17 protein-coding genes and 1 tRNA gene are annotated in these 16,129 nt (G+C 61.1%); 10 read left to right on the top strand and 8 right to left on the bottom strand.

Annotated elements, in window-relative coordinates; genetic code table 11:
- Positions 1-37 precede the first annotated feature (37 nt).
- Positions 38-1,561: an aldehyde dehydrogenase gene (gene adh / locus D3791_RS09015; protein ID WP_172511953.1), complete on the bottom strand. Its 1,524-nt coding sequence runs from the start codon at positions 1,559-1,561 to the stop codon at positions 38-40.
- A gap of 113 nt (positions 1,562-1,674) precedes the next feature.
- The gene (locus D3791_RS09010) at positions 1,675-2,895 is read right to left on the bottom strand and encodes a GAF domain-containing protein (RefSeq protein WP_052165336.1); all 1,221 of its coding nucleotides are present in this window, start codon (positions 2,893-2,895) and stop codon (positions 1,675-1,677) included.
- A gap of 218 nt (positions 2,896-3,113) precedes the next feature.
- Between D3791_RS09010 and D3791_RS09005 the strand changes: the two genes are divergently transcribed.
- From D3791_RS09005 to D3791_RS08980, 6 genes are all read left to right on the top strand, one after another.
- Positions 3,114-3,452 carry an ArsR/SmtB family transcription factor gene (locus D3791_RS09005; RefSeq protein ID WP_028268888.1) on the top strand — a complete coding sequence of 113 codons (339 nt, stop codon included), beginning with the start codon at positions 3,114-3,116 and terminating at the stop codon, positions 3,450-3,452.
- A gap of 11 nt (positions 3,453-3,463) precedes the next feature.
- The gene (locus tag D3791_RS09000; RefSeq protein ID WP_022876999.1) at positions 3,464-4,435 is read left to right on the top strand and encodes an SRPBCC family protein; all 972 of its coding nucleotides are present in this window, start codon (positions 3,464-3,466) and stop codon (positions 4,433-4,435) included.
- A gap of 59 nt (positions 4,436-4,494) precedes the next feature.
- On the top strand, positions 4,495-5,196 hold the full coding sequence (locus D3791_RS08995; RefSeq protein WP_022876998.1) for a class I SAM-dependent methyltransferase: 702 nt from the start codon (positions 4,495-4,497) through the stop codon (positions 5,194-5,196).
- Between the two features lie 265 nt (positions 5,197-5,461).
- Positions 5,462-7,066: an ABC-F family ATP-binding cassette domain-containing protein gene (locus tag D3791_RS08990; protein ID WP_022876997.1), complete on the top strand. Its 1,605-nt coding sequence runs from the start codon at positions 5,462-5,464 to the stop codon at positions 7,064-7,066.
- Positions 7,067-7,141: 75 nt separating this feature from the next.
- Positions 7,142-7,393, top strand: a complete 252-nt coding sequence (locus tag D3791_RS08985; RefSeq protein WP_022876996.1) for a hypothetical protein — start codon at positions 7,142-7,144, stop codon at positions 7,391-7,393.
- Positions 7,394-7,413: 20 nt separating this feature from the next.
- On the top strand, positions 7,414-8,004 hold the full coding sequence (locus D3791_RS08980) for a dienelactone hydrolase family protein (RefSeq protein ID WP_172511952.1): 591 nt from the start codon (positions 7,414-7,416) through the stop codon (positions 8,002-8,004).
- 186 nt (positions 8,005-8,190) lie between these two features.
- Here the strand turns inward: D3791_RS08980 and D3791_RS08975 are convergent.
- Positions 8,191-8,263 (bottom strand) — tRNA-Lys (locus tag D3791_RS08975).
- A 160-nt stretch (positions 8,264-8,423) separates the two neighbouring features.
- Between D3791_RS08975 and D3791_RS08970 the strand changes: the two genes are divergently transcribed.
- The 4 genes from D3791_RS08970 (at position 8,424) to D3791_RS08955 (ending at position 12,250) form a co-directional block, all read left to right on the top strand.
- Positions 8,424-9,089 (top strand): hypothetical protein, encoded by a 666-nt coding sequence (locus D3791_RS08970; RefSeq protein ID WP_172511951.1) that lies wholly within the window; start codon positions 8,424-8,426, stop codon positions 9,087-9,089.
- A 62-nt stretch (positions 9,090-9,151) separates the two neighbouring features.
- Positions 9,152-10,363, top strand: coding sequence for an MFS transporter (locus D3791_RS08965; protein WP_246241967.1), 1,212 nt, complete (start codon positions 9,152-9,154; stop codon positions 10,361-10,363).
- Positions 10,364-10,601: 238 nt separating this feature from the next.
- Positions 10,602-11,216, top strand: a complete 615-nt coding sequence (locus D3791_RS08960; RefSeq protein ID WP_022876992.1) for a hypothetical protein — start codon at positions 10,602-10,604, stop codon at positions 11,214-11,216.
- 5 nt (positions 11,217-11,221) lie between these two features.
- Complete coding sequence (locus D3791_RS08955) at positions 11,222-12,250, top strand: inorganic phosphate transporter (RefSeq protein ID WP_172511950.1); 1,029 nt, start codon at positions 11,222-11,224, stop codon at positions 12,248-12,250.
- Here the strand turns inward: D3791_RS08955 and D3791_RS08950 are convergent.
- The 5 genes from D3791_RS08950 to pstC form a co-directional block, all read right to left on the bottom strand.
- Positions 12,247-12,444: a helix-turn-helix transcriptional regulator gene (locus tag D3791_RS08950; protein WP_022876990.1), complete on the bottom strand. Its 198-nt coding sequence runs from the start codon at positions 12,442-12,444 to the stop codon at positions 12,247-12,249. The two genes, D3791_RS08955 and D3791_RS08950, sit on opposite strands and share 4 nt — an antisense overlap.
- Positions 12,444-12,908 carry a hypothetical protein gene (locus tag D3791_RS08945; RefSeq protein WP_172511949.1) on the bottom strand — a complete coding sequence of 155 codons (465 nt, stop codon included), beginning with the start codon at positions 12,906-12,908 and terminating at the stop codon, positions 12,444-12,446. Before D3791_RS08945 ends, D3791_RS08950 begins: the two co-directional genes overlap by 1 nt.
- Positions 12,909-13,110: 202 nt before the next feature.
- Positions 13,111-13,890, bottom strand: coding sequence for a phosphate ABC transporter ATP-binding protein PstB (gene pstB, locus D3791_RS08940; RefSeq protein WP_028268887.1), 780 nt, complete (start codon positions 13,888-13,890; stop codon positions 13,111-13,113).
- Positions 13,891-13,937: 47 nt separating this feature from the next.
- Positions 13,938-15,080, bottom strand: coding sequence for a phosphate ABC transporter permease PstA (gene pstA, locus D3791_RS08935; protein ID WP_022876987.1), 1,143 nt, complete (start codon positions 15,078-15,080; stop codon positions 13,938-13,940).
- Complete coding sequence (gene pstC, locus D3791_RS08930; RefSeq protein WP_022876986.1) at positions 15,080-16,015, bottom strand: phosphate ABC transporter permease subunit PstC; 936 nt, start codon at positions 16,013-16,015, stop codon at positions 15,080-15,082. The genes pstA and pstC overlap by 1 nt, the downstream gene beginning before the upstream one ends.
- Between the last annotated feature and the right edge of the window lie 114 nt (positions 16,016-16,129).

Raw genomic sequence — 16,129 nt, 5'->3', positions numbered from 1 at the left:
TGAGTGATATTGATGTTGCTTGGTGGAAGTTTCCGGCTTAGAAGAAGCCGAGCTTGTCTTCCGAGTAGGAGACGAGCAGGTTCTTGGTCTGCTGATAGTGATCGAGCATCATCAGGTGGTTTTCACGCCCGATGCCCGAGGACTTGTAGCCGCCGAAGGCCGAGTGAGCCGGGTAGGCATGGTACTGGTTGACCCAGACGCGCCCGGCCTGGATGGCGCGGCCGGCGCGGTAGGCAGTATTTCCGTTACGACTCCACACACCCGAGCCCAAACCGTAGAGGGTGTCATTGGCGATGGAGATGGCGTCGTCGTAGTCCTTGAACTTGGTCACCGCGACCACCGGTCCGAAGATCTCCTCCTGGAAGATGCGCATGTCATTGGTGCCCTCGAAGATGGTCGGCTGCACGTAGTAGCCGCCGGAGAGCTCTCCGCCCAGATCCGCCCGTCCGCCGCCGAGCAGCACCTTGGCGCCCTCGGACTTGCCGATGTCCATGTAGGAGAGGATCTTCTCCAGCTGGTCATTCGAGGCCTGGGCGCCCATCATGACATCGGTATCCAGCGGGTTGCCCTGCTTGATGGCCTTGGTGCGGGCCACGACGTCGCCCATGAAGCGATCGTAGATGCTTTCCTGGATCAGCGCGCGCGATGGGCAGGTGCAGACTTCACCCTGATTCAGCGCGAACAGGGTGAACCCTTCCTGGGCCTTGTCGTAAAACGCGTCTTCCTTGGCGGCGATGTCCTCGAAGAAGATGTTCGGGGACTTGCCGCCCAGCTCCAGGGTGACCGGGATCAGGTTTTCGGAGGCGTACTGCATGATCAGCCGGCCCGTGGTGGTTTCGCCGGTGAAGGCGATCTTGCGGATGCGCTTATTGCTGGCCAGCGGCTTGCCTGCCTCCACGCCGAAGCCGTTGACCACGTTCAGCACGCCGGCTGGCAGCAGGTCGCCGATCAGCTCCAGCAGCACGAGGATGGAGACCGGGGTCTGCTCGGCTGGCTTGAGCACGATCGCGTTGCCGGCGGCCAGTGCCGGGGCGAGCTTCCATACAGCCATGAGGATCGGGAAGTTCCACGGGATGATCTGCCCGACCACGCCCAGCGGTTCGTGATAGTGGTAGGCGGTGGTGTCGTCATCGAGCTGGGAGAGACTGCCTTCTTGAGCGCGGATGGCGCCGGCGAAGTAGCGGAAGTGGTCAACTGCCAGCGGCAGGTCGGCGTTCAGGCACTCGCGGATGGCCTTGCCGTTGTCCCAGGTTTCGGCCACGGCCATCATTTCGAGGTTTTCCTCGATGCGGTCCGCGATCTTGTTCAGGATGACAGCGCGTTCGGCAGGGCCGGTCTTGCCCCAAGCAGGAGCGGCCGCATGGGCTGCATCTAGGGCAGTCTCGATATCCTCGGCGGTGGAACGGGCCACCTCGCAGAAGACCTTGCCGGTCACCGGGGTGACGTTCTCGAAATACATGCCCTTGGCCGGGGCGACCCATTGGCCGCCAATGTAGTTCTCGTAGCGCTCCTTGAAATTAACCAGCGCGCCATCGGTGTTCGGGTTTGCATAAACGCTCATGGCTACATGACTCCTTTGTCAGTGGATGATGCCGCGAATTCGCCTCCGCAGCCTCTTGAGTGTGACTCTAATCACAGCAACGTTGCAGGTAGGTTGCAACGCGGTGCAGCGACTCAGGCTTCGAGCTCCTGAATCTCAGAGACGATCAGCGAGCGGGCCGGCGAGTCAGCCGGAAGTTCGCGCAAGGCGGCGCGCAGGAGGCTGGAATCGGCTAACTGGCGGCCGAGATTCAGCAGCTGCTGGGCGCTGCCGCGGTCCATGACCAACTCGCGCAGCGCTGCTTCGGCGCGGTAGCGCAAGGCGAGTACGCCCGGGGCCTGCGAGCGTTCGAGCATCCCCGGGGTGAATAGCTGAAGCGCCGAGTCGACATCGCCCTGTTCCAGAGCCCTGCGAAGCCGGCCAAGGGTGGTTTGAAGTTCCCATTGCAGGCGGTAAGGGCGAGAGGTCAGGGTCCGCCCGGGCGTACCCGCCAGAACCTTGCGCAACCGGACCATTTCGGCGCGTACGGTTCCTTCGGCGGCCGAGTCTGGTCGTTCAAAGAGTTCTTCTACTAGCTGCGCGCTAGTCAGGCCGTCACGATGCTGGGCCAGCAGGGTCAAAATCTCGGCATGGCGCAGGGAGATGGGGTGAGATCCCAAGTGGGCACCATCCGGTCGGCCCAAATCAAGGTAGTCAGGGTCGGCCACCACTCCCGCACCAGGCAGGAGTAATTGTGTTTCGGCGGCCATGACGGCTGCCTGCAGCAGCGGCAAGGAATGCGCCGCGATGGCTTCCGGTCCTCCGGTCAGATCGATGGCTCCGATCACCTGGCCACTACGCAGATCCCTGATCGGCACGGCCGAACAGCTGTACTGCTGGGCTTGCTCATATAGGTGTTCGGCGCCAGAAACCTGAGAGCCGGAACCGGTAGCCAAGGCCATTCCGGGTGCCGAGGTTCCCACGGATCGCTCCGCCCAATCGGCACCAGCCATAAAGCCCACGTGCTCGGCCTGGCTCATGGAGCTACTGCTTCCCGCGACCCATAACAAGGTTCCGCCAGCATCGGCCAGCGCGACAAGTAGATTGGCGTCGGTCGCGGCGGGAACCAGGAGTTTTTCAAAGACCGGCCAGATTCGCTGCAGTTCACTACGTTCGCGGGCAAGACGCAGGCGATCATTACTCAGCACCGGAGGGCCTTGTACCAAACCATCTTGGGCTAGTGAGCGTTTCCAGGATTCGCGCACATCTGTACGCAGTGGCAGATCTCCAATTCCGGCTTCTTGGGTGGAAAGCAGCTCACGCGCTTGTTGTGCCCGACGAGTTGTGTTGGACCAGTCAATGGCGGACGTACCCATACTCCCTCTTCACCTCGTCGGAAAGCCGATTTTGTGCGGTCTCACAAGACTAGGCGAACACCGCAGGGTTGAGAAGAGCACACCGTGGATATAGTGGATAACTACGTGAGAAATCTACTGAATTTCTCGAGTTTTTCAGGTGACTTGTCGACCTTTTTATAAGAAACTTGAGCCAGCCCCTTTACTCGCGGTTCCACCCGGGCGTAATATACAACCAAATGGTTGTATATGAGTTGAGCGAAGAACAGACAAACAAGGTCTTCCGCGCCTTGGCAGACGCCACACGACGAGACATCGTGCGGCGGACGCTTCGTGGTGAAGTCAGTGTTTCTGAACTTGCAGCACACTACGACATGTCTTTTGCAGCGGTGCAAAAGCACGTGGCAGTGCTAGAAGCTGCTTGCCTGGTCACAAAAATCGCACGTGGTCGCGAACGCATCGTTCGTGGGCAGCCGGAAACCATCCGGCAAGCACAAGAACTACTGACCTCCCTCGAAGATATCTGGCGCCAGCGCATTAGCCGGCTCGATGATTTCCTCGCCGAGACAGAGAACTAAGGAGCAAGACCATGCCCGTCACATCCGTAGTCAAAGACCCCGAAACCCTCTCGCTGACCGTGCACGCAGAATTTCCGGTGCCAGTATCCCGCCTCTGGGACGCCTACCTTGATGCCCGACAAATCGAAAAATTCTGGGGGCCGGTCGAATACCCTGCAACCTTCACCCGCCACGACGCCACCGCAGGTGGCCGATCCAACTACCACATGACCTCACCCGAAGGCGAAGAACACCATGGATACTGGATCTGGCACGAAGTGGTTGAACACAAGTTCTTCGAAGTCAGCGACGGCTTCGCGCACGCCGACGGCACCGAGGACACGACGCTGCCGGTTAACCGCATGGTGTTCACCTTCGACCCAACCCCCGAGGGAAGCAAGCTGAGCGTGAGCGCCGTGTTCGAGACCGCAGAAGACCTGGAGAAGGTCGTCACTATGGGCATGATTGAAGGAATCCGCTCGGCGATGAGCCAAATCGAACAGGTCCTGGCAGACCTGCGCGACTACGCTCAGAACTTCAGCACTGACACCCAGATCCTCTCCGATACCCAGGTGCGCGTCACCCGCCTGATTCGTGGATCGGTGGCGCAAGTGTGGCAGGCCCATCACGATGAACAGCTCATGAAACGCTGGATGCTCGGTCCAGATGGCTGGAAAATGACCGAATGCATCACCGCTAAGCAGGTTGGTGAGACCTACCGTTACTGGTGGGAACCGGTAGCAGGCGACGCCGGGACAGGATTCGGTTTCACCGGCACTGTGCTGGAGTCCTTGCCGCAGTCCTATGAGCAGACCACCGAGCAGATGATCGACACGGACTACCCAGCCACGGTCAACGAACTGACGCTGACACCAAATGACGGCGGCACCCTGCTCACCGTGCTCATTACCTATCCCGACGCGCAAACCCGCGACACGGTGCTCGCCACCGGAATGACCGAGGGAATGGAGGCCAGCTACGCCCGGCTCGAATCGATTCTCTAGAGGGCGATTCGCCCCACATCCGGCGCCGAGGCGCGCGCAAATATGAAACACTTAGTCCCATGAGTTCCCACAATGCGCGCGCAGGCCTGGATAAGCAGGCCGATCAGGTTCAGAACATGTTCGACAAGCTGGCTCCACGCTACGACTTGCTCAATACCTTGATGACCGGTGGCATTGTGAACTACTGGCGCAAGATCACCACCGAGGCCATCGCGCCGAAGCCCGGCGAGCGCATCCTCGACCTGGCTGCCGGCACCGGCACCTCCTCGGTCCCGCTGGCCGAAGCCGGCGCAAAGGTGACCGCTTGCGACATGTCCAACGGCATGCTCGCCGAGGGCCGCAAGCGCTACCCGCATCTGGACTTCGTATACGGCGATGCCCACGACCTTCCTTTCGAGGACGACACCTTTGACGCGGTGACCATCTCCTATGGCCTGCGCAATATCGACGACACCGAGAAGGCCCTCTCGGAGATGCGCCGCGTGACCAAGCCCGGCGGGCGCATCGTGGTTGCAGAGTTCTCCACCCCAACCGTGACCCCGATCAAGGTGGCCTACCAGCAGTTCCTGCCACGCGTGATTCCCGCGCTGGGCTACCTGGTTTCGCCCAACCCGACCGCGTACGCGTACCTGGCTGAGTCCATTGCGGCCTGGCCAAACCAGGAAGAACTGGGCGCCAAGTTCGTCAACGTGGACTGGAAGAATGTGGAATACCGCAATCTGACCGGTGGCATCGTTGCGGTGCACCGCGCTTGGAAGTAGCCTTTCCGTAGTTTTGTTTTTCGGCCCATATCCGGTGATGGATGCGGGCCGAAAGTTCTTTAACGACGGGTTTGGAAACTCCTGTTACACTTTTTCCATGGATACCTACTAAGCCAGCCAATGACCCTGCGCCCATCACCTGAGGCGCAACTTGTTCATTTTGGCTACCGGCTACGGTATCCCTTTTTCTTGGCTCCCCTGTGGGTTGAGCCAGCTATCTGATTCCGCCAGTCGGCAGCCTCTTCACCACATGTGGGAGGAATATATGTCTTTGACTCCACCAATTACCCTGAAAAACCTCAGCTTCGAATGGCCCACCGGCGAACGCGCCCTGGCAGATCTGGACGGCACATTCCCGGCCGGCTTGGTGGGCTTAACCGGCCGCAACGGCAGCGGCAAAACGACTCTGCTCAAGCTCATCGCCGGCCTGCTGGCACCAACCAGCGGATCGGTGGAAGCCAACGCGCAGATCGGCTACCTGCCACAGATGATCACCTTGGAAAAGGACGCGACGGTGGCGCAGCTGCTCGGTGTCGAGAAGTCGCTGGTGGCGCTCAAGGCCATCGAGGCTGGCAGCGTCGACCCCGCTGATTTTGATGCGGTAGGAAATGACTGGGATGTGGAAGCCCGTGTCGACGTCGAGTTGAACCGCCTGGGATTAGGGCACGTGAGCCTGGAACGCCGGATTGGTTCGCTCTCCGGCGGCGAAACGATGCTTCTGGCAGTTCTTGGCCTGCGCCTTGCAGGGAACGAGATCACCTTGCTCGATGAGCCCACCAATAACCTCGATGCACCCACCCGCGAGCTGCTCTACGAGTTGGTCCGTTCCTGGAAAGGGACGCTGATCGTGGTCAGCCACGACCTTGAGCTGCTGGAAATGATGGAGCACACCGTCGAGTTGCACGCTGGCGAGCTTCGCGTTTTCGGCGGGCCATACAGCGTGTACGTTCAGCAGCTGGAGACCGAACAGCAAGCTGCCCAGCAGGCGGCAAAAACCGCGCAGGCGACTCTGAAAGTGGAGAAGCGCCAGCGCGTGGAAGCCGAGACCAAGCTGGCCCGGGCCAAACGCAAGGGCCGGGCCGAACAGCTCGGCGGCGGCCTGCCGAAGATCCTGGCCAATAGCCTGAAGCAGAAGTCCGAGGCTAACGCCGGGAAGATGCGCTCGCACCTGGACGGGAAGGTTGAAAACGCGCAAGCCAAGGTTGATGATGCAGACCGCAAAGTCCGGCAGGTGGAACACATCAATCTTGAATTGCCGGACCCTGAACTGCCGTCCAGCAAGAACGTCGCGATCGTATCTTCCGGGACGACGCAGCAGATAATCCAGGGGCCAGAGCGCGTGGGGCTGATCGGCCCTAACGGTTCAGGCAAGAGCACCTTGCTGCGGCAGATGGTTTCCGGCGATGCCGCCAGCGGAAAGTTGAAAGGAGAAATCTGTCTAGACCGGGTTGGTTTCCTGCCACAGCGCCTGATTGGCCTGGATGACCAGCTCAGCGCCATGGAAAATGTCGCTGCAGTAGCCCCTTCGGCAAACAGCGGGAAGATTCGCAATATGCTCGCCCGGCTGTTGCTGCGCGGGGCAAGTGCTGACCGTCCGCTGGCAGTGCTTTCCGGTGGTGAAAGATTCCGTGTTTATCTGGCAACGCTGCTGCTGTCTGAGCCGACCGCGCAGCTGCTCATTCTCGATGAGCCGACAAATAACCTGGACATCGACAGCGTGCGCCAGCTGGCCGAAGCCCTGCAGGCTTATCGCGGCGCATTGCTGGTAGTCAGCCACGACCAGAACTTCCTGGCCCAGCTGAACCTGGACTACTTCCTGGAGCTTTCGGCGCAAGGAACACTGAGCAAGTCCTACCCCAACCCGGTTTGATCACCGGCAGGCGGTGTGCAACAGGTTTAGACTTGAGCAAAGCACACCGCCGCGGATCTCGAAAGCAAGTGGAACATGTCCTATCCCCAGCGCACCGTTGAAGTAGTAAAGACCGGCCTGGTTATCGACCAGTCGGCCACCTTGCTCTGGAGTGACATCAAACGCGCGTTTATTTACGAAACCGAATCCGAGCAAGAAGTCCTCACCTGCGCAGAATTCATGCTGGTTGAAGGCTACAGCGTAGAAATCAACAGCCAGATGCCGGGCTGGGACGCCGCCTTGGAACACCTCCCCCAGCGCATCAACAACCTCGTCGACGAACGCTAGAAAACTCCAGGAGTACTCTCATGGCAACCATTGTCTTGTTCCACCACGTCCAAGGGCTCACTCCCGGGGTCCAAGCAATGGCCGCCGAATTGCGTGCCGCGGGTCATACGGTTCACGCCATGGACCTTTACACGGGCAAGCTGCCCAAGGATTTTGAGGCTGGCATGCGCATGGCCAACAAACTGACCGAAGACAAGATCCAGGAACGAGTGGAGAAGCTCTTCAGCAAGCTTCCCGAAGAACTGGTCTACATCGGCACCTCATGGGGCGCAGCCCTTGCCCAACAGTGCGCGCAGCAACGGCAGGGCGCAGTGGCCGCTGTACTGCTGGAGTCCTTTGTTGATCTTGACGCCGAGTGGAGCTTCGGTCCGTGGCCGGAAAATGTTCCGGTGCAGATCCATGGCATGGACGAAGATCCGTTTTTCGCCAAGGAAGGCGATCTGGAGTCCGCGCAGAACTTCGTTGCCGGCCAAGGCAAAGACCTCGCCCAGTTGTTCACCTACCCGGGCAACAAGCACCTGTTCACCGACAGCTCGTTGCGTTCGCATGATCCCGAAGCCCGCGCGCTGGTCATGGAACGCGTGATCAAGTTCCTGGAGCCTTACGTCTAGTCGACAAAGGTCGACAAAGCTAAGAGGGTTCATCGCGGCCATAAGAGGTGTCCATGGAGTCGATTTCAGCCCGGATTCCAGTGGCAAAATTAACAATGTCATGGATGGTGCTTTTATGAGCGTCAACTCTTAACAAAAGAAACTGGATCCGACTCGCGTATGCGATTCGGATCCAGTTTCCACTTGTGCGCCCTGCGGGGATCGAACCCGCGACCAATGGATTAAAAGTCCAGTGCTCTACCAGCTGAGCTAAAGGCGCACGGCACAAGGCCAAAATCCATACTACCTGATGTAACCGCGTGAGTATTAATCGGCTGTTTTCGCGCTTGGACAGAAGGCAAAAACAGCTGAATCCCGGGCAATATGTGGTGCAACACCTGTTAACTAAGAACCAAGGTTCGGCGAGTATCCTTGAGGCCATGAGAGGTGCACGCGCAGGATCAAAAGTTGCCCAGGACGCGGGATTCCGCCATCACAAACCACGCCCCTTCGCTCCAGAGGAATTCGAGCCCTACGAAGGCGGGGCCGATCCGGCGCGCGTTTCGGAAGCAGCCCACCTATCAGCCCAGGCATTCGTGCGCCGGGGCATCGAGAACAATGACCCGGAGATCTCCAACCGGCTGATCGCCGTGGCGGAGGACGAAGGCCTCGAGGTGCTGGCACAGCTGTGGAGCGAAGCTCCGGCGCATTCGCTGCCAGGTGCGCTCTGGCGCCTGTATGCGGTGCGAGCGGCAACCATGAGCAAGCCGGAAGTGCATTCGGCCCGTTTCCAGGCCGGAGCCCATCGCGCGCAGGTCGAACGCATCGTGGCCGGTGTCGCCGAGCCTCCGACGGCGGAAGAACTCAAGAAGATGACCGGGTCGATTCTTACCGGCGCTTTTGATGGAGATTTTGCCCACGCGCTCGAACGCACCGCGGCCTATTGCCGGGTACTGGTCCTGGGCATGACCGAGCACGCAGACGCCGCTGACCTGTCCAATTCCGACCGGGGCAGCAAGCTGACCCAGCAGGCCCGGGCATTGAGCAAGACCGCCGCCGACTTGGAAACTTGCGCCCGGTTGTGGCGACAAGGCGCGTTGGACTAAATAGCCGGGCCGGAGTTTTAGGATGGATGAGGAACTAGTCCCGGAATTTTAGGCAGGTGTGTGTGGTCGCCGGATCGAAAGCGAACTCTTCGGGGATCATGCGCTGGCTCATCGTCCTGGTTGCCACCGGGCTGCTATCCCAGGCGGCGTTGAACCTCGTTCGGCCGGTCACCACCTACAAGCTCATCTCCTTTGGCTCCGGGTCTTTTACCGTTGGCGCGGTGACCGCGGCCTATGCGATCCTTCCGCTGTTCACCGCCATGCTTTTGGGCCGGGTCAGCTCCCGGATCCGCCGCATCCGCTTCCTGATGGTTGCGGGCGTGGGCCTGATTGCCCTGGGCGGTTTAGGCGTGAACCTCGCGCCGAATGCGCTCACCGTGGCGCTGGCCAGCGCCGTGCTGGGCCTGGGGCATCTGATGTTCACCATCGGCGGCCAGTCCTCCATTGCCCGCTATTTCCCGGACCGCGATCTGGACAAGGGCTTCGGCTGGTTCACCGCCGCCTATGCGGCCGGGCAGTTCATCGGCCCGCTGATTGCCGGCATAGTGCTGGGCACCGACACCGATGCGGTTTCGGCAGAACGAATCGCCGATATCAGCCTGTCGCTGTGGATCGGCGCGGGCTGCGCACTGCTGTCGATACCGTTCCTGCTGCCCAATTTCCAGCCACGGGTTTCCAAATCCGTGTCGGCGGCCCGGCCGGAGCGATCCTCGGCCTCGATCGGCTCGATCCTGCGGGTCAAGGGCATGACCTCGCATATGTTCGCCTCCATGATGCTGCTGTCCATGCTGGACATCCTGACCGCCTTCCTGCCCCTGGTGGCCGAGAAACATGAGGTCTCCCCGACAGCTGTGGGTGTGCTTTTGGCCATTCGAGGCTGCGCCTCGGTCGTATCCAGGCTGTTCATCCCCAAGCTCTCCGCACACTTCGAACGCCGGCATTTGCTGGTGGCCAGCCTCTACGCTTCGGGCGTCTCGATCGCGCTGGCTCCGATCTTCATCGATGAACTGTGGGCTTCGGGGCTGGCACTGCTCGTCGGCGGCTTCTTCCTGGGGCTGGGCCAGCCGATGACGATGACAATGATTTCCACCTCCGTGCCTCCGGTGGATCGCGGCGCGGCGCTTGCCGTGCGGCTGATGGGAAACCGGCTTGGACAAGTGGCGTTGCCGCTGGTTTCAAGTTCTGTGGCCGCCGGGATGGGGCCGGCCGGCGCGATCTGGTTCTGCTGCGCGCTGTTGTGCCTGAGCGGTGTGGAGAAGAATCTTCGGCATTAGCGTGAGAAATTACACGCACCGCTTGCTGTGGTTGACAGCAGGGGCGTTAGGCGAGAAAACTAGGTAACGGTGTCGGGCCGCTGGTAACCCCGGGCTCCAAAATTCTGCCGCTTCGAGCGGCCTTCCGCCGAGAGGCGTTCCCGGTCCGACATCATCAATGACCCGGCGTTAACTTCCACGTCGTAAACTGTTCTGCGTTGGTACCAAAAGCAGTCGATCCGAATGGTGCGCCCAAAAAGTGAAGTTCCAGGTCTTTCCCTCCGCCTTGCGTGGCATTGAGCTGCTGCGCGCGCTGACCGCCACCATTCGTGGCTCGGTTGAGAGCGTGGCCGAAATGATCGGCAGCCCGACAACGCGTTCCGATCGCCTGCGCGACCTGGCCTCGGCCGAGGCCGAGGCGTCGGACCTTTTGCACGCGGTGATGACCCACCTGCGCACCAGTTACGTCAGCCCCCTGCCGCGCGAAGACATGTACGCGCTATCGCGCTTCCTTCACGAGACCATGGAGCATCTGCGGGGTACCGGCGAGCTGATCATGACCGTGGGATCCACCCCGCTCTCGGAGCGTTCCTCGGAGCAGCTGGAGTTGATTTCGCAGCTCGCGGAGCTGGCTTCCGATGCGGTGCAGCGCCTGAATAATCTTGATGACCTGGAAGACCACTGGCTGCAGATGCTGCAGTTCTCCAAGCGCGCGGCACGCACGCATCTGGTGTGGGGCGATGAGATCGCCAACTTCTCCAAGGCCAGCACCATCCATCGGCACCAGCAGGTGGCGGACCAGCTGATGCTGGCCGCGAACACCCTGCGCCAGTTCGCCGACCACCTCGGTCGTGTCCTGGTCAAGGAGTCCTAAGTCCGATGACCCTGATTTCGGTCCTCACGGCGATTGCTGTTGTCCTGACACTGGCCTACGCCGTGCTCAACGGCATGCGTGATGCCTCCACCGCGGTGGCCGCATCGGTGCGCACCCGGGCCTTGCGCCCGGCCATTGCGGTCTCCGTGGCCGCCGTCTTCGCCTTCATCGGCACCATGGCCACCTCGGGGCTGAGCGTGTCCCTGGTGCAGGAGCTGAACATCAATGTTCCCGCGGGCGTGGCCGGGCTGAAGCTGCTGATCAGCGGGCTGATCGTAGCCGGCATCTGGGGCATATATTGCTGGTGGCGCGGCCTTCCAATCAGCTCCACGCATGCGCTGCTTTCGGCGCTGGCTGGCGGCAGTGGCGCCGCGGCGATCATGGGCGACGAATCCACCCGCAATGTGTGGGGGCTGCTGCTGTCTTCGGTGATCATCCCCATGGTGCTCGCCTCGATCATCGCCTACGTGCTGTCCTACCTCCTGGTGTTCCCGGCAACGCGGTTCTTGCGATACAAAACTTCCCGCTCGGTGAATGATGGCTCCAGGGCCGGGCAGGCCGTGGCTGCTGGCGCGGTGGCACTGGGACTTGGATTGCAGGATGGCCAGCGTACCGGGGCCATGCTGAGCTTGGTGCTCATCACCGGCAATATGATGGCTCCCGGGCCGCTGACCGTAGCCATCCAGCTCACTGCGGCCTGTGCCCTGAGCTTCGGCGTGCTGCTGGGCGGCTGGCGAATCACCTATACGCTGGGACGCCGCCTGGTGAACTTCGATCCCCTGCGCGGCATGATCGCCCAAGGTGTTGCCGCTGGCATGCTTTTTGTCGGTTCCTTGGTGGTCCACCTGCCGCTGTCAACGACCCAGGCGGTCACCAGCGGCATTGTCGGCGCGGGCCGGAACCAGGCTTTTGAATCCGTGGCCTGGCGCAATGTGAACCGCGTGCTCTGGCACTGGCTGTTGACCCCGGTGGTCTGCGTGATCGGTGGCGCGATTTTCGCTCTGGCGGTGCGTCCGCTCTTCGCCGGGAGCTAGGAGCTTTCGGGGATGAACAGGTCCTCGATGCGGCATTGGAACAGCGCCGCGAGCTTGAACGCCAGGGGCAGGGATGGGTCATAACGCCCTTTTTCCAGGGAGATGACGGTCTGCCTAGAGACTCCTAGTTCGTCGGCTAAGGCCTGCTGGGAGAACCCGCGTTCCTTCCGGTACTCGGTGAGATTGTTCTCCACTAGCTCTGCGCCCGCTTGATCATCAGGTAGCGGATTGCGAAATCAATCATGGCGACCAGGACTACGCCAGCCAAGACGAGTCCCAGCGAGACGGATACCGGCATGAAGGAAAACAACGCCCCACCCAGGCCGCAAACGAGCAGCAGGTCTTGGAATACGCCGACGGCCGCCTTGTCGTACCACTGGCTCTCCACCGAAATTGCGGGGTTTCTTGTGGCACCGCGCAAGGTGTTCCGATCCAGCAGCAACGCCCAGCAAGTCGTGGACAAAACTGGGAGTAAACCAGCGGTCATGATCAATGCAGCCAGCATGAAATGAGCCGGTGCATTTAGCCGGGCGAATAGGACGCAGGCGCCAGCCGACAGGACAAGCCCTGCGACGAGGCTGACTGTGATCAGGGCGCCTGGACCGCCGCCAAAGCGCGAACGGCCCCAGCGGCTTCGTGTGGCTGTCTGAGTACTCATTGCCATCTCCCATCGTTTGCCATGCACCTCCACCCTAATGACAAGCACGCTTTACAGTCAAGGGTGCTTTACATGCCAGCTTAAAAACCAGCGGCACACCATTCATGGTGCGCCGCTGGCGGTGATCCCCTCCAGGATCCCCGGAAGACCCCCCTTCCGGTTCGTCTACCGCCGGCTCACAGAGCGGCGATATCCGAAATCTTTATCCGAAGCGTCCGGAGACGTAATCTTCGGTGGCCTTCTGCTCCGGGTTGGAGAAGATGGCGGTGGTGTCGTTGAACTCGATGAGCTTGCCCGGCTTGCCGGTGCCCGCGATGTTGAAGAAGGCGGTCTTGTCGCTCACGCGGGCGGCCTGCTGCATATTGTGGGTCACGATCACCACGGTGAAGTCGTTCTTCAGCTCGTTGATCAAATCCTCGATGGCCAGGGTGGAGATCGGGTCCAGTGCCGAGCAAGGCTCGTCCATCAGGATCACGTCCGGCTTCACTGCGATGGTGCGGGCGATGCACAGGCGCTGCTGCTGGCCACCGGAAAGGCCGGAGCCCGGCTTGTCCAGGCGGTCCTTGACTTCATTCCACAGGTTGGCGCCACGCAGCGACTTCTCCACCAGGTCATCGGCGTCTGAACGCGAGATCTTGGTGCCGTTCAGCTTCACGCCGGCGAGCACGTTGTCCTTGATGGACATGGTCGGGAATGGGTTCGGACGCTGGAAGACCATGCCGATCTGGCTGCGCACGGTCACCGGGTCAACACCGGCACCGTAGAGGTCGTCTCCGTCCAGCAGCACCTGGCCCTCGACGCGGCCGCCGGGGATCACTTCGTGCATGCGGTTCAGCGTGCGCAGGAAGGTGGACTTGCCACAGCCCGATGGACCGATGAAGGCGGTGACGGACTTCGGCTCGATGTTAATCGAGACGCCCTCAACGGCCAGGAACTTGGAGTAGTAGACGTTCAGATCATTGACGTCAATGCGTTTTGCCATGATGTATTCCTTGAAAAGTTTGGAGTTGTCCGGACCGGAGCCTAAGCTCAACGGCCCTTCTTTGGAGCGAAGATCGAGGCGACCAGTCGGGCGATGAGGTTCAAAGCCATCACCATCAGGATCAGCAGCAGGGCCGCAGCCCAGGCGCGCTGTACCGACGGGTCGATATTCGTCGGGCTGGTCGGAGTCAGGATCTGGTAGTAGATGAAGGTCGGCAGCGTGGACATCCAGTTTGCGAAGACGTTCATGTTGATCTGGCTCGCGATGCCTGCGGTGACCAGGATTGGCGCGGTCTCGCCGATCACGCGGGCGATGGCCAGGGTGACACCCGAAGCGATGCCGGAGATCGCGGTCGGGATGACCACCTTCAAGATGGTGCGCCAGCGGCGCACACCCAGTGCGAAGGAGGCTTCGCGCAGCTCGTTCGGGACGATCTTGAGCATTTCCTCGGTGGAGCGGACCACGGTCGGGATCATCAGCACGCTCAAGGCAACCGCGGCAACGATGCCCATGCGGGCATTCGGTCCGAGGATCAGGCCGAAGAAGGCGGCCGCGAACAGACCGGCGACGATGGATGGGATACCGGTCATCACGTCAACGAAGAAGGTGATCGCCTTGGACAGCACTTTGCCCTGGCCGTATTCCACCAGGTAGACAGCGGTGAGCATGCCCACGGGAACCGAGATCAAGGTGGCCCAGAGGGTGATCAGCAAGGTGCCCATCACCGCGTGGTAGGCGCCACCGATGACTGGCTCGCCGTTGGCCACGGTCTGGTTATCGATGGCGCCGGTGACGCCGTTCATCGAGGAGAACAGGAAGTGGCTGTTGATGCCCGGCAGGCCCTTTTGCAAGACCGTGAAGAGCACCGAGGCCAGCGGGATCAGCGCCACGATGAAGGCGGCGTAGATCAGATAGGTCCACATGGCGTTCTTGCCGCGGCGCTTGCCTTCCACCACGGTGGTGATCACGGAGGCCGCGATCAGGAAGATGATCGCCGAGTAGATGGCAAATGCTGCCACGTTGAAGCCGGTCAGTGTAGAGGCTGCGGCGCCGATGACGATCGAGCCGGCAGCGATGGCCCAGATGGCCCACTTTGGCAGTTTGCCCTTGGCCAGGGAGTTGCGCTTGCGCACCGGCGGGGTGGAATTGCCGCTGGCCTTGTTGCTGAGGTTGGTAGTGGTGGCACTCATCAGTTAGCTCCCGAGAATTCCTTGTGGCGGGCGATGATTGCGCGGGCGATCATGTTCACGATCAGGGTGATCAGGAACAGGACCAGACCGGCGGCGATCAGCTCCGAGAGGCGCAGCCCGAAGGCTTCTGGGAAGTTCAACGCGATTTCCGCGGCAATAGTCTGGTTGCCGGTTTTGATCAGCGATGGGATCAGGTTGCCGGTGGAGAGCACCAGCGCCACGGCCATGGTCTCGCCCAAGGCGCGGCCCAGGCCCAGCATGACTGCCGAGACGATGCCCGGACGGGCGAAGGGGATCACCGCGGTGGTGATCATTTCCCAGCGGGTTGCGCCCAGAGCCAGTGCGGCTTCCTCGTGCAGCTTAGGAGTCTGCAAGAAGATTTCACGGCTCAGCGAAGTGATGATCGGAAGCACCATCACGGCCAGCACGATGCCCGCGGTGAGCATGGTCTTGCCGGTCTGCGAGGCAGGGCCTTCGAAGATGGGGATGAAGCCCAGGTTCTTCGACAGCCATTCAAAGCCCGGAACCAGGGCCGGTGCCAGGACCATGTAGCCCCAGGCGCCGTAGATCACCGATGGGATCGCGGCCAGCAGGTCGATCAGGTAGCCCAGCGGGCCGGCAACCTTGCGCGGCGCGAAGTGCGAGATGAACAGTGCCACGCCGATGCCGATCGGGGTGGCGACAACGAGCGCGATGGCCGCTGCGATAACGGTGCCGATAACAATCGGCCAGATGTAAGCGAAGAATCCTTTGCCACCGGAAATCTCGGCCGGATCGGCGAAGAACGTCGGCAGCGCCTGGATCAGCAAGAAGACCGCGACCGCGAAGAGCGTGATCAGGATCAGGACACCGGCAGCCATGGCGGCGCCGGAGAAGATCTTGTCGCCTGCGCGGCCGGAAGTCGATGACTTGCTTGTCAAAGCATTGGTAGTCATGGCTAAAGCCTTTACGAAACGGGGGTGAAGCAGTTTTCACTGCTGGGGGTGGAGGGGTGTTGCTGGTGCGGGTGGCTGAGTCACCACCCGCACCATGTGCCGGTTGCCCGGCGT

The sequence above is a fragment of the Glutamicibacter mishrai genome (genome assembly GCF_012221945.1).
Taxonomy (GTDB): Bacteria; Actinomycetota; Actinomycetes; order Actinomycetales; family Micrococcaceae; genus Glutamicibacter; species Glutamicibacter mishrai.
This window is presented reverse-complemented; position numbering and strand designations above follow the sequence as displayed.

What these genes read in the sequence shown, in the direction of transcription:
- adh (WP_172511953.1), bottom strand. Translation starts at nt 1,561, where the DNA reads ATGAGCGTTTATGCAAACCCGAACACCGATGGCGCGCTGGTTAATTTC.
- D3791_RS09010 (WP_052165336.1), bottom strand. Translation starts at nt 2,895, where the DNA reads ATGGGTACGTCCGCCATTGACTGGTCCAACACAACTCGTCGGGCACAA.
- D3791_RS09005 (WP_028268888.1), top strand. Translation starts at nt 3,114, where the DNA reads ATGGTTGTATATGAGTTGAGCGAAGAACAGACAAACAAGGTCTTCCGC.
- D3791_RS09000 (WP_022876999.1), top strand. Translation starts at nt 3,464, where the DNA reads ATGCCCGTCACATCCGTAGTCAAAGACCCCGAAACCCTCTCGCTGACC.
- D3791_RS08995 (WP_022876998.1), top strand. Translation starts at nt 4,495, where the DNA reads ATGAGTTCCCACAATGCGCGCGCAGGCCTGGATAAGCAGGCCGATCAG.
- D3791_RS08990 (WP_022876997.1), top strand. Translation starts at nt 5,462, where the DNA reads ATGTCTTTGACTCCACCAATTACCCTGAAAAACCTCAGCTTCGAATGG.
- D3791_RS08985 (WP_022876996.1), top strand. Translation starts at nt 7,142, where the DNA reads ATGTCCTATCCCCAGCGCACCGTTGAAGTAGTAAAGACCGGCCTGGTT.
- D3791_RS08980 (WP_172511952.1), top strand. Translation starts at nt 7,414, where the DNA reads ATGGCAACCATTGTCTTGTTCCACCACGTCCAAGGGCTCACTCCCGGG.
- D3791_RS08970 (WP_172511951.1), top strand. Translation starts at nt 8,424, where the DNA reads ATGAGAGGTGCACGCGCAGGATCAAAAGTTGCCCAGGACGCGGGATTC.
- D3791_RS08955 (WP_172511950.1), top strand. Translation starts at nt 11,222, where the DNA reads ATGACCCTGATTTCGGTCCTCACGGCGATTGCTGTTGTCCTGACACTG.
- D3791_RS08945 (WP_172511949.1), bottom strand. Translation starts at nt 12,908, where the DNA reads ATGAGTACTCAGACAGCCACACGAAGCCGCTGGGGCCGTTCGCGCTTT.
- pstB (WP_028268887.1), bottom strand. Translation starts at nt 13,890, where the DNA reads ATGGCAAAACGCATTGACGTCAATGATCTGAACGTCTACTACTCCAAG.
- pstA (WP_022876987.1), bottom strand. Translation starts at nt 15,080, where the DNA reads ATGAGTGCCACCACTACCAACCTCAGCAACAAGGCCAGCGGCAATTCC.
- pstC (WP_022876986.1), bottom strand. Translation starts at nt 16,015, where the DNA reads ATGACTACCAATGCTTTGACAAGCAAGTCATCGACTTCCGGCCGCGCA.